We start from the raw sequence: 12464 nt of genomic DNA on the forward strand, positions 1-12464 counted from the left end.
AATTGGCAGGCGGCAGGCTTTGCGGTATCTTCATCGGCCTACGACGGGCTTTCTGCATGCCCCGCTGTAATCAAATTACAGCACGATTTTCCGGAGATATGGCCCATAGAAGGTCATGCCCGCACTGAAGAGCGCCACATGCCCCTCCAGCGACTATGGTGAGGGCAGACCGACACAATATCTTCATTCGGAGAGACGTCTATGAGTCTGGAGGCAAGAGAAGATCTCGATCCGGTCGAAACCACGGAATGGATGGAATCCCTGGAATCGGTCCTGGATCGCGAGGGCGAAAATCGCGCTCAATACCTGTTGAGCCGTCTGGCTGACCGCCTGCGCCGTGACGGCATGCAGGTACCCTTCTCGGTGACGACCCCCCATCGCAACAGCATCCCGGTGCATCGCGAAGCGCACATGCCCGGCGACCTGTTCATGGAGCGCAAGATCCGCTCGCTGATTCGCTACAACGCGATTGCCCAGGTGATTCGCAACAATAGCGCCAACCCGGGGCTAGGCGGCCATATCGCCAGTTTCATGTCGGCGGCGACGCTGTACGACGTGGGCTTCAACCACTTCTTCCGTGCCCCTAACGGTGACTTCGAGGGCGACCTGGTCTACATCCAGGGCCACGTGGCGCCGGGCATCTATGCGCGGGCCTTCCTCGAAGGGCGCCTCACCCATGACCAGATGGACAAGTTCCGTCAGGAAGTCGACGGTGACGGCCTCTCCTCCTACCCGCACCCGTGGCTGATGCCGGATTTCTGGCAGTTCCCCACGGTGTCTATGGGGCTGGGGCCGATCCAGGCCATCTACCAGGCCCACGTCATGAAGTACCTGCATTCCCGCGAGATGAAGGACATGCACGATCGCAAGATCTGGTGCTTCATGGGCGACGGCGAGTGCGACGAGCCGGAATCGCTGGGCGCCATCCACCTGGCCAGCCGCGAGCGGCTCGACAACCTGATCTTCGTGATCAACTGCAACCTGCAGCGTCTCGACGGCCCGGTGCGCGGCAACTCGCGGATCATGGACGAACTCGAGGGCGTGTTCCGCGGCGCCGGCTGGAACGTGCAGAAGGTGGTCTGGGGCCGCTTCTGGGATCCGCTGTTCGAGCAGGACAAGAAGGGCGTGCTGCAGAAGCGCATGGATGAGGCGGTCGACGGCGATTACCAGAACTACAAGGCCAACGGCGGCGCCTACACCCGCGAGCACTTCTTCGGCAAGTATCCGGAGACCGCCGACCTGGTCAAGGATATGTCCGACGAGGACATCTGGAAGCTCAACCGCGGCGGCCACGACCCCTACAAGGTCTATGCGGCCTATCACGAGGCGGTCAACAACACCAACGGCCGCCCCACCGTGATCCTGGCGCATACCGTCAAGGGCTACGGCATGGGCGGTGGCGACGGCGAAGCGGCCAACGAGTCCCACCAGCTCAAGAGCATGGAGTACGAGGCGCTCAAGCGCTTCCGCGACCGCTTCGGCATTCCGCTCACCGACGAGCAGCTCAAGGAGGTGCCGTACTACAAGCCCGACGACGAGTCGCCGGAAATGAAGTACATGCACCTGCAGCGCGAGCGCCTGGGTGGCTACCTGCCGCAGCGCCGCAGCGACTTCGAGGCGCTCGAGATCCCGGCGCTGGAGGACAAGACCTTCGCTTCCCAGATGGGCGGCTCCAAGGGGCGCGAAGTCTCCACCACCATGGCCTTCGTGCGCGTCCTCAACGGCCTGGTCAAGGACAAGAAGATCGGCAAGCAGGTGGTGCCGATCATTCCCGACGAGGCGCGTACCTTCGGCATGGAGGGCATGTTCCGCCAGCTGGGTATCTACACCTCCGAGGGCCAGAAGTACGAGCCGGTGGATAAAGGCCAGATCATGTTCTACCGCGAGGACAAGAAGGGCCAGATCCTCGAGGAGGGCATTACCGAGGCGGGTGCCATGTCGGCGTGGATCGCCGCGGCCACCTCCTACAGCAACAACAACCTGCCGCTGCTGCCGTTCTACGTCTACTACTCGATGTTCGGCTTCCAGCGCATCGGAGACCTGGCCTGGGCCGCCGGTGACATGCAGGCGCGCGGCTTCCTGGTTGGCGGTACCGCCGGGCGTACCACCCTCAACGGCGAGGGCCTGCAGCACCAGGACGGCCACGGCCATATCCTGGCCTCGACCATCCCCAACTGCCGCAGCTACGACCCCACCTATGCCCACGAAGTGGCGGTGATCGTCCAGGACGGCCTGCGGCGGATGTTCGTCGACAAGGAGAGCTGCTTCTACTACCTGTCGGTGATGAACGAGAACTACGAGCAGCCCGAGCTCGAGACGGTGCCGGCCGATGACATCATCAAGGGCATGTACCTGCTGCGCGAGACCAAGGGCAAGAAGGGCAAGGGCCACGTCCAACTGCTGGGCTCGGGTACCATCCTGCGTGAGGTCGAGGCGGCCGCCGAGATGCTCGCCGAGGAGTGGGGCGTGGGCTCCGACATCTGGAGCGTGACCAGCTTCAACGAGCTGCGCCGCGAAGCGCTCGAGGTCGATCGCCAGGCCTTCCTCAACCCCGAGGACGAGCCCGGCAAGCCCCACGTCACCACCTGCCTGGAAGGGCGCAAGGGCCCGGCCATCGCCTCCACCGACTACATGAAGCTGTTCGCCGACCAGGTCCGCGCCTGGGTGCCGACCGACTACCATGTATTGGGTACCGATGGCTTCGGGCGTTCCGACACCCGTGAGAAGCTGCGTCACTTCTTCGAGGTCGACCGCAAGTTCGTCACCGTGGCGGCGCTCAAGGCGCTGGCAGATCGCGGCGAGCTGGACCGCAAGGTGGTCAGCGAGGCGATCAAGAAGTACGGCATCGATCCCAAGAAGCCTAACCCGCTGATGGTGTGAGCCGTTGACCCGCTGATCTGGAACCGGCGGCGTGCCGCCCGACGGCCCGCCGGTTTCGAGCACGATTTGGAAGGAGCGCGACCTTGAGTAGCGAAATCATCAAAGTCCCCGACATCGGCGGTAGCACCGATGTCGAAATCATCGAGATCGCGGTGTCCGAAGGCGACGTCATCGAGGCCGAAGACACCCTGATCACCCTCGAGTCCGACAAGGCCAGCATGGATGTACCCTCGCCCAAGGGCGGCAAGGTGCTGAAAGTGCTGGTCAAGGAGGGCGACACCGTCTCCGAGGGCGACGATATCGTCGAACTGGAAGCCGAAGGCGGCGGCGACAGCGATGCCGGCAGCGCCGATGACAGCGCAAGCCAGGCGTCCGGCGGCGAGCAGGCCGCGGCCGAGCCGGCCCCCGCCGAGGACAAGCCGGCGGCCAAGTCCGGCGCTGGCGGCAAGCAGACCGTCGAGATCAAGGTGCCCGACCTGGGCGGCTCCAGCGATGTGGAAATCATCGAGGTGGCCGTCGCGGAAGGCGACGAGGTCGCCGAAGAGGACACCCTGATCACCCTGGAGTCCGACAAGGCCTCCATGGACGTGCCCAGCCCGCACAGCGGCAAGCTGGTCAAGCTCAGCGTCAAGGAGGGCGATACGGTCTCCGAAGGCGACGTGATCGGCAGCATGGAAATTGTCGGCGAAGGGAGCGATGAGGCCCCCGCCGAGCAGGCTGCCGCCGAGCAGGCGCCGGCCGCCGAGCCCGAGCCGCAGCAGGAAGAGGCCGCATCCGGCGAGCCGGAGCGCAAGGAGATCCGGGTGCCGGATCTATCCGGCTCCTCCGATGTGCCGATCATCGAGATCGCCGTCAGCGCCGGCGACGAGCTCGACGAGGAAGACCCGCTGATCACCCTGGAGTCCGACAAGGCCTCCATGGACGTGCCGAGCCCCTACAAGGGCAAGCTGCTGGAGCTCACCGTCAAGGAGGGCGACACGGTCTCCGAAGGTGACCTGATCGGCTATATCGAGGTAGCGGGCAGCAAGCCGGCACCCAAGCCCGAGTCGAGTGCGCCGAAGGCCGAATCTCCCAAGGCCGACGCGCCCAAGGCCAGCAAGCCGGCGCCGGCCGCGGCCGGCACGCCCAGCCCCGAGGCCCAGATGGCGGCCCACAAGCCGCGCGATGGCAAGCTGGTCCACGCCGGCCCCGCGGTGCGCATGCTGGCCCGTGAGCTGGGCGTCGACCTGGGGCTGGTCAAGCCCAGCGGCCCCAAGGAGCGGGTGCTCAAGGAGGATGTCCAGGCCTACGTCAAGCAGGTCATGGCCGGCCAGACCCAGGCGCCGGCGGCGGCGTCACCTGCCGCAGGCGGCAGCGGCATTCCGCCGATCCCCGATCAGGACTACAGCCAGTTCGGCGAGATCGAAGAGAAGCCGATGGGCCGCCTGATGAAGATGGGCGCCACCAACCTGCACCGCAGCTGGGTCAACCTGCCCCACGTGACCCAGTTCGACGAGGCTGACATCAGCGAGCTGGAGGCCTTCCGCAAGTCGATGAAGGCCGAGGCCGAGGCCCAGGGCGCCAAGCTCACGCCGCTGCCGTTCCTGATCAAGGCGTGTGCCTTCGCCCTGCGTCAGTACCCGCAGTTCAACGTCAGCCTCAGGCCCGACGGCGAGACCGTGGTGTGGAAGAAGTACGTCCATATCGGCCTCGCGGTGGATACCCCGGACGGCCTGATGGTGCCGGTGATCCGCAACGCCGACCAGAAGTCGCTGATCGAGCTGGCCAAGGAGAGCGTCGAGCTGGCCAAGAAGGCGCAGACCAAGAAGCTCAAGCGCGAGGAGATGACCGGTGGCTGCTTCACCATCTCAAGCCTGGGCTCGATCGGTGGCACTGCTTTCACGCCCATCGTCAACGCCCCGGAGGTCGCCATTCTGGGCATCTCCAAGGCGCAGATGAAGCCGGTGTGGGACGGCGCGGCCTTCCAGCCGCGGCTGATGATGCCGCTGTGCCTGTCCTACGACCACCGTGCGGTCAACGGTGCCGATGCGGCGCGCTTCACGGCGCTGCTGGGACAGTTGCTGACCGATATCCGCCGCCTGCTGTTGTAAGCCGGCTCAGCGGTAGTAGAGACGGCGCCTGCGGGCGCCGTCTTGCATTGTGGCTCGCGACAGGCGCCAGACCAAAGTGCAATTTTCAATACAAGCCTATGAATTGAAAGTCTTTTTATAAATCTCGGAAGGTTTGCTCAGCGGATGGTCGGCTTGTCTGGGCGTGCCGCGCGGGGTATTGTCGCGCTAATTGTGCTTACCTATCGATTATTACCCACATTTATAAAAACGTTTTCAACTCGTTCAAGGAGCAGTACCCATGCGTTTGATCCTGTTGGGCGCCCCGGGTGCCGGCAAAGGCACCCAGGCCCAGTTCATCTGCGAGCGTTTCAAGATTCCGCAGATCTCCACCGGGGACATGCTGCGTGCGGCGGTCAAGGAAGGCAGTGAGCTGGGGCTCAAGGTCAAGGAGATCATGACCAGCGGCGGCCTGGTGTCCGACGACATCATCATCGCGCTGGTCAAGGAGCGCATCGCCCAGAAGGACTGCGAGAACGGCTTCCTGTTCGACGGCTTCCCGCGCACCATTCCCCAGGCCGATGCCATGAAGGAGGCCGGGGTCAAGCTCGACCACGTGCTGGAGATCGCCGTGGCCGACGAGGAGATCGTCAAGCGCCTCGCCGGGCGCCGCGTCCACCCGGGCTCCGGTCGCGTCTACCACGTCGAGTACAATCCGCCCAAGCAAGACGCCAAGGACGACGTCACCGGCGAAGCGCTGATCCAGCGCGACGACGACCGCGAGTCGACGGTGCGCAACCGCCTGGCGGTCTATCACGAGCAGACCGCGCCACTGGTCGACTACTACCAGTCGTGGGCCGAGCAGGATCCCGACACCGCACCCGCCTACCATCGGGTGGAGGGCGTGGGCAGCGTCGACGATATCACTCGCCAGGTGATCGACGCCCTGGAAGCCTGATCGCTGCCAGATGACGTAGCGTTGCAACGGCCCGCATTTTTGCGGGCCGTTGGCGTATAATCCCGCCGTTCGATTTGCCGACCGTGAGCGATTCCCATGCCGACCCTGCTGGCCCTTGACGCCTCCTCCACCGCCTGCTCTGTGGCCCTGTGGCACCAGCCCGCCGGGCGTGAGCCCGAGGTCGTGGCCCGCGCCGTCGAGGCGCCCCGTGAACATACCCGGCGGCTGATGCCGATGATCGACGCGGTGCTGGCCGAGGCGGGGGTGGCGCTTGGCGACCTCGATGCGCTGGCCTATGGCCACGGCCCCGGCTCCTTCACCGGGCTGCGCATCGCCGCCGGCACCGCCCAGGGCCTGGCCTACGGGCTCGACAAGCCGCTGCTGGGCGTCTCGACCCTGGCCGCCCTGGCGCTGGCCGCCCACCGGCGCCTGCACCTGCGCTACGTACTGCCGGCCCTCGATGCGCGCATGGGCGAAATCTATGTCGGGGCCTATCGCTGCCAGGACGGTGAGCTCACGCCGCTCGCCGGCGAGGCGGTCATGCCGCCCGAACTTCTAACGCTGCCCTCCGGCCATGAGGAGGCCGACTGGGTCGGCGTCGGCTCGGGCTGGACGCTGTGGCCGTCGATGAGTGCCAGCCTGCAGGCCGGCATCAGCCAACATCTCGACGACTGGCAGCCCGCCGCCGAGGATCTGGTGCGACTGGCCGCCCAGCGCTACGCCGCCGGCGAGCGCACGACACCTGCCCAGGCCCAGCCGGTCTATCTGCGCGACCAGGTGGCGTGGCAGAAGGGGCGTTGAGCGCGGTGCCCGGCAGCAGCGGCGTGACGGTCTGCGGCGAGGGCCTCGAATCGCTCGCGGCGCGCTACGGCCTGCCCTGGCAGGAGCATGACGCGGCAGCTGGACTGAGGCTGCTGCACGCCGGCGATGCGCTGGTACTGGCCGGCGACGAGGACCGATACGGCAAGCCGCTCAAGGTCGATTTCGTGGGCGGCAAGGCCGGCCATCGGCGTCGTTTCGGCGGCGGGCGGGGTCAACTGGTGGCCAAGGCCTGCGGGCTGGGCAAGGCCGCGGCGCCGACGATCGTCGATGCCACCGCGGGCCTGGGGCGCGACGCCTGCGTGCTCGCCAGCCTCGGCGCGCGGGTGCTGATGGTCGAGCGCGTCGCGGCAATTGCTGCCCTGCTCGAGGATGGCCTCAACCGCGCCGCCAGCGAGCCCGAGCTCGCCGACATGGCCGGGCGTCTGCTGCTGTCTCACGGCGATGCCGCCCGCGACCTGGCAGCGCTGGTCGCCGCCGCGCATTTCCCCCCCCAGGTGATCCACCTCGATCCGATGTTTCCCCACCGCGACAAGTCGGCGCTGGTCAAGAAGGAGATGCGGGTGTTCCGCGAGCTGGCCGGCGACGATGCCGATGCACCGCGCTTGCTCGAGGCGGCGCTGGACGTGGCCACCCACCGCGTAGCGGTCAAGCGTCCGCGCAAGGCGCCACCCATTGCCGGCCCCGCGCCGGGGCACACCATCGATGGCAAGACCAGCCGCTACGACCTCTACGTTCACCGCTCGCTATCGGCCTGAGCCTCGTGCCCGCCCCCTAGCTGCATCAGGCGCTGGCGCAGCGCCGGGTCGAACAGCTCGCGGGCCTGCTGGGCGGCCTCGACCAGCCGTGCGTCATAGCATAGGCGCTCTCCCTGCAGCCACAGCCAGCGCTCCTCGATCAGGCTGTCGACCAGGCCGGCGAACAGCCGTGGATCGAAGAATTCCGGCGCATCGAGCCCCGACAGCAGCGCCAGGCGCTCGGCGAGCTGGCGGCCGCGCTCGGCGAGATCGTCGCGGCTCAGCTGTGCGCTGGGCGCGCCGAGCAGCAGGTTGAGCAGCAGATAGCCGCGCTCCAGGGTCGGCTGGATCAACTGACTGAGCAGACGCAGCTGCTCGAAGGCCTCGAGGTGCGGGGCCGGGCGCTGCCAGCGCTCGCCGTCGTGATGCAGCAGCCCCAGGTGAGCCAGCGTTGCCAGGTGCTCGCCGAGGGCAGCGTCGAGGTCGCCGGGGACCTCCAGAAACAGCTCCCGAGCGATGATCGGCCAGCCCGGTGCCAGGCGCTCGTGCAGCTCCGCCTGGCCCAGCGCGGCGTGGTTGCGAAAGGCGAAGGCCACCAGCGCCGGACCGGCGAGAAGGTGCAGGACGTTGTTGCGGTACCAGCTGAGCCGCTCGGCCTGGTCGCTGCTGGCCAGCACCAGCTCGCCGAGGGCCTGGTCGCGGCGCTGGACCATGCCCAGCTCGGCGACCCGCGCGATCCAGCAGGCCGGGTCGCCGGCGGGGCGCTGCGCCTCTGGGCAGCACGCCGCCAGCAGCGCCAACTGGCACTTCAGCAGGCGGGTCTCGATGGCGCGGTGCGGGGTCGCCAGCAGTACCAGCGCCACCAGGTTGACGGCGTTGAGGGTGGCGGCGGCGTTGATGCGCCGCGCCAGTTCGTCGCCCAGCGCGGGTACCGCCTGGGTCAACCAGTAAGGGCGCGCGCTGCGCGCCTGGCGCCAGCCAGGAGCGTGATGGTCGAGGAAGTCATCGGCGATCAGCGGCTCGCCGACGCTGACCGATACCCGGCCGAACGGCTCGCGCAGTTGGCGGACCACGCGTAGCAGTCCAAGAGGGGACTCCTTGCGCTTCTTGCCGCCGTGCAGTTCACGCTGATAGCTGCCGCCCTCGAGGATGCGCTCATAGCCGATATACACCGGGACGAAGGCCAGCGGTCGGCTGGCGTCGCGGCTGTGCGAGCGCAGCGTCATGGCCAGCATGCCGGGCCGCGGTGGCAGCATGCGGCCGCTGCGCGAGCGCCCGCCCTCGATGAAGTACTCCAGCGGGTGACCGCGGGCGATCAGGCGGTGCAGGTACTCGTTGAACACGGCCCCGTAGAGGCGGTTGTCCTTGAAGCTGCGGCGCAGGAAGAAGGCGCCGCCGCGGCGCAGCAGGCCGCCGATCAGCGGCATGTCGAGGTTGCGGCCGGCGGCCACGTGGGGCGGCATCAGGCCGTCGCGGTACAGCACGTAGGAGAGCAGCAGATAGTCGATGTGGCTGCGGTGGCAGGGCACGTAGACCAGGGTGTGGTCACCGGCCAGCGACTTGACGCGATCGAGGCCCTGAACGTCGACGCCGTCGTAGAGGCGGTTCCATAGCCGGGTCAGCAGCTGGTCCATGAAACGCAGCACCGGGTAGGACATGTTGGAGGCGATTTCTCGTCCGTAGCGCTGCGCGCGCCGCTCGATGCGGCGGGTCGAGCGGCGCTGGGCGCTGGCCACCTCCTGGATCGCCTGGCGCACCGCGGGGCTGGCCACCACGCCATCGATCAGGGTGCGGCGGTGGGACAGGTCGGGCCCCAGCACGCGGCTGCGCATACGCCGGAAATGCACCCGCAGCAGGCGCGCCGCCTTGCGGCTGGTGAGGGCGTCATCGCGGCCGTCGCGCAGCTCCGAAAGGCGCAGCGGGGCACCGAAATGCACCTCGACGTTGCGTCCATTGACGATCACCGACCACAGCCGTCGCAGCCGCCCCACCAGCTGCCAGTCGTCGTCGGCGAACAGCTTGGCCAGACCGAAGCGCTTGCCCGGCGCACGACTCCAGAAGATGCTGACCGGCAGCAGTTGGACGTCGCCCCCCTCTGCATGATCGAGGTGCTGCAGGGCCTCGACGAAAGGCGCCGGGTAGCGTGTGCGGCGCAGGCGTCGGCGGCGCGGACCGAGGCTCACTCGCCCAGGGTGCGGGCGGCCGGCCAGGGTCAGGGTGGCGTCGGCGTCGGGCAGGCCGTGCTGGCGGCATAGCTCGCCGAGCAGCGCCGCATCGGAGCGGGCAGGGTGGGGCAGTACGTAGAGGGTGGGCAGTGCCGGGTCCAGCGCCAGGCTCGCCGGCTCGGGTTCGATCAGGCGCACCTCGACCCAGCGCGATAGCAGCCAGCGCAGGGGATGTCGCAGGGCATTTACGGCCATTCCTTTGCCTTTTCACGGGATGTCGCGCTCAGTATAGCGAGCCGTGCCGGCGTCGAGCAGCTTTCGTTGGGGCGGCAAACGTGCGTCAATGCCCCATGATGACAGGGAGGAGCACCATGCGCGGGGTATGGCGAGACGGCAACCGCTTCACGCTGCTGGCGGAAGCCAAGCGCTTCATTCCAGCCATGTTCGACGCCATCGAGTCGGCCCAGGAATCGATACTGGTCGAGCTCTACCTGATGGAGTCGGGACGGCTGGCCAGCGACCTGATCGATGCGCTGGGCCGGGCCGCGGAACGCGGGATCAACGTCATGCTGATGCTCGACGGCTACGGCGGTATGGGCCTGGCCGAAGACGATCGCCGCACGCTCCGCGAGCGCGGCGTGGCGCTGCGTTTTTTCAACCCGCTGGGCTTTCACTCGCTGGCCCGCAACCTCAGCCGCGACCACCGCAAGCTGCTGGTGATCGACGGACGGGTGGCCTTTACCGGCGGCTTCGGCGCGGTGGACGAATTCCTCGACGCCTGGTACGAGGTGGCGGTGCGTATCGAGGGGCCGGTGGTGGCCGACTGGGTGCGGCTGTTCTCGCGACTCTGGGACTCGCCGCTGACGCGTGGCGACGGGTCCACTCAGCGGGTACGCCAGCTGACCGTCGCCCCCCACGACAGCGACGACTACCAGGGCATGCGCGGCCGCGTGGTGTGGGGGCAGGGCTACCGCTACCAGGCCATCCGCCACTCGCTGCAGCAGCAGGTCTCGTCGGCGCGCCAGCGGATCTGGATCTGCACTCCCTATTTCGTGCCGACCCTGTCGCTGCGCATGCGCCTGGCACGGGCCGCGCGGCGCGGCGTCGACGTGCGGCTGCTACTGCCCGGCGACGCCCACGACCATCCCGGCGTGCGCTACGCCGGGCAGCGCTTCTACGGCCGCCTGCTGCGCGCCGGGGTGCGCATCTTCGAGTTCCAGCCGACCTTCATCCACGCCAAGTTCTCGCTGGCCGACGACTGGTGCACCCTCGGCTCATGCAACTTCGACCACTGGAGCCTGCACTGGAACCTGGAGGCCAACCAGGAGGTGGACGACCAGCGTTTCGCCAAGGACGTGGCGGCGCTGTTCGAGCGCAACTTCACCACCAGCCACGAGATCGACCCCGTGCAGTGGGCTCAGCGCCCCCGCTGGCAGCGCCTCAAGGAGTGGCTGTTCGGCAGCCTCGACGGCATGCTGACGCGGCTGCGCTAGCGCTTTCCGCGTCCGCCGCGGGCCTTCTTGCGCGGGGTGGGCTTGGGCTTTTCCGGCGGCACCCGGTAGTTGAGGTAGAGGTCGAGCACCAGCTCCGGCAGCTGCTGGACCAACCCCTCGAGGCGCGTCGGATCGACCATCTCGGCCATGTCGGGCTCGTCATCGAACAGCCCCGAGAGCGCCATGAACGGCAGCAGCAGGGCTGCTGCGCCCTCTTCGTCGCCGTCGAACCAGGCCGGTTCGTCGAGGAACACCGCCTCCATGAAGCCGGCGCACCAGTCGCCGATCGGCGTCTCCTCGGGTGGCAGGCCGGCCAGGGTCAGCTCGAAGGGCAGCTCGGGCAGCAGGCCCTGTTCGAGGGCCGCGACGGCGTTGGCCTTGAGGGCCTCGAGGAGCCCCAGGATCTCGTCGCGCTCGGCGTCATCGGCGAAGGCCGGCTCGCCTTGGAACAGCTCGCCGATCCAGGCCGCCGGATCGAGCTCGCGCGGCGCCACCGCCAGTGCCACCAGATAGCCGTGGCTGCTGATCAGGTCGAGGGCGTCTTCGCCGACGCGCTCCGAAGCGAGGAAGTCATCGAGACGGTCGAGGGCGTCATCGTCGAGGAGCGGCTGGGGAGACGGCGTATCGGACATGGGACTCTCGGACTGGACGGTGGCGATTTGGCCGGTCATTCTAGCACCCCATGACCTTTTCAGCGCTCCCCGTTCCCCCCCGGGATCACCTCGAACGCCTCGATGCCGCACAGCTCGAGGCCTGCCTGCTGGCCCAGGTCGAGGCGGCCTGGCAGCGTTGCCGCGAGGTGCATCCCGACCTGCCGCGGCCGCGGGTGTGGTGCGACCTGCGCGGCAAGAGTGCCGGCCAGGCCCACTTCGGGCGCGGCGGGCTGCGCTTCAATGCGCGGCTATACGCCGAGAACCGCCACGTCTTCCTGACTGAGGTGGTGCCCCACGAGATGGCTCACTGGCTGGTTCGACACCTCGATGAAGGGCCGCGCACCAGGCCCCATGGCCACGAGTGGCAGACGGTGATGCGCCGACTGTTTGCCCGCGAGCCACACGTCACGCATCGCTTCGATGTCAGTAACGCCAGTCCCGCGCCGCACCGCTATCGCTGCGCCTGTCGCGACCACTTCTTCACCTCGCGCCGCCACGGACTGGCTCGCCGCGGTAGCCGCTATCGTTGTCGACATTGTGCTCAGACCTTGGTCTATGCTCCATCGAATGATGACGAAAAGTCGGCATAAGTTATTGTTGTTAAATGGTTTTTTGCTAATACCAATGTCTAAAAGGCGGACGCCCCGCAGGGGTATATGCTGGATGGGTTTTTAGGGTCGACGCGCTGCAGCATTTTTCGCCGTCGGCAAT

The 12464-nt window shown here is 67.3% G+C and carries 9 protein-coding genes; 7 read left to right on the top strand and 2 right to left on the bottom strand.

Annotated features, from left to right (window positions below):
• The first annotated feature begins 201 nt into the window (after positions 1-201).
• The 5 genes from BWR19_03230 to BWR19_03250 all read left to right on the top strand — a co-directional run bounded on the left by BWR19_03230 (position 202) and on the right by BWR19_03250 (position 7463).
• Positions 202-2880, top strand: coding sequence for a pyruvate dehydrogenase (acetyl-transferring), homodimeric type (locus tag BWR19_03230; GenBank protein APX92035.1), 2679 nt, complete (start codon positions 202-204; stop codon positions 2878-2880).
• Between the two features lie 83 nt (positions 2881-2963).
• Positions 2964-4970: a pyruvate dehydrogenase complex dihydrolipoyllysine-residue acetyltransferase gene (locus BWR19_03235; GenBank protein APX92036.1), complete on the top strand. Its 2007-nt coding sequence runs from the start codon at positions 2964-2966 to the stop codon at positions 4968-4970.
• 259 nt (positions 4971-5229) lie between these two features.
• Positions 5230-5886: an adenylate kinase gene (locus BWR19_03240; GenBank protein APX92037.1), complete on the top strand. Its 657-nt coding sequence runs from the start codon at positions 5230-5232 to the stop codon at positions 5884-5886.
• 96 nt (positions 5887-5982) lie between these two features.
• Positions 5983-6687: a tRNA (adenosine(37)-N6)-threonylcarbamoyltransferase complex dimerization subunit type 1 TsaB gene (locus BWR19_03245; GenBank protein ID APX92038.1), complete on the top strand. Its 705-nt coding sequence runs from the start codon at positions 5983-5985 to the stop codon at positions 6685-6687.
• A gap of 71 nt (positions 6688-6758) precedes the next feature.
• A complete protein-coding gene (locus BWR19_03250) occupies positions 6759-7463 on the top strand; it encodes an rRNA methyltransferase (GenBank protein APX94879.1) in 705 nt (234 codons plus the stop codon).
• Here BWR19_03250 and BWR19_03255 read toward each other — a convergent pair.
• On the bottom strand, positions 7442-9862 hold the full coding sequence (locus BWR19_03255) for a glycerol-3-phosphate 1-O-acyltransferase (protein ID APX92039.1): 2421 nt from the start codon (positions 9860-9862) through the stop codon (positions 7442-7444). The two genes, BWR19_03250 and BWR19_03255, sit on opposite strands and share 22 nt — an antisense overlap.
• A 116-nt stretch (positions 9863-9978) precedes the next feature.
• Here BWR19_03255 and BWR19_03260 point away from each other — a divergent pair, with 116 nt between their 5' ends.
• Positions 9979-11100: a cardiolipin synthase B gene (locus tag BWR19_03260; GenBank protein ID APX92040.1), complete on the top strand. Its 1122-nt coding sequence runs from the start codon at positions 9979-9981 to the stop codon at positions 11098-11100.
• Here BWR19_03260 and BWR19_03265 read toward each other — a convergent pair.
• Positions 11097-11759 (bottom strand): YgfB and YecA protein, encoded by a 663-nt coding sequence (locus tag BWR19_03265; protein APX94880.1) that lies wholly within the window; start codon positions 11757-11759, stop codon positions 11097-11099. The genes BWR19_03260 and BWR19_03265 overlap by 4 nt on opposite strands.
• Positions 11760-11782: 23 nt before the next feature.
• Here BWR19_03265 and BWR19_03270 point away from each other — a divergent pair, with 23 nt between their 5' ends.
• Entirely contained in the window at positions 11783-12343 is a 561-nt protein-coding gene (locus tag BWR19_03270; protein APX92041.1) for a metallopeptidase, read from the top strand.
• Positions 12344-12464: the final 121 nt, after the last annotated feature.

The organism is Halomonas sp. 1513 (genome assembly GCA_001971685.1).
GTDB lineage: Bacteria > Pseudomonadota > Gammaproteobacteria > Pseudomonadales > Halomonadaceae > Franzmannia.

Excerpts from the sequence above, each read along its gene's own strand:
- BWR19_03230 (APX92035.1), top strand. The coding sequence starts at position 202 with ATGAGTCTGGAGGCAAGAGAAGATCTCGATCCGGTCGAAACCACGGAA.
- BWR19_03240 (APX92037.1), top strand. The coding sequence starts at position 5,230 with ATGCGTTTGATCCTGTTGGGCGCCCCGGGTGCCGGCAAAGGCACCCAG.
- BWR19_03245 (APX92038.1), top strand. The coding sequence starts at position 5,983 with ATGCCGACCCTGCTGGCCCTTGACGCCTCCTCCACCGCCTGCTCTGTG.
- BWR19_03255 (APX92039.1), bottom strand. The coding sequence starts at position 9,862 with ATGGCCGTAAATGCCCTGCGACATCCCCTGCGCTGGCTGCTATCGCGC.
- BWR19_03260 (APX92040.1), top strand. The coding sequence starts at position 9,979 with ATGCGCGGGGTATGGCGAGACGGCAACCGCTTCACGCTGCTGGCGGAA.
- BWR19_03270 (APX92041.1), top strand. The coding sequence starts at position 11,783 with ATGACCTTTTCAGCGCTCCCCGTTCCCCCCCGGGATCACCTCGAACGC.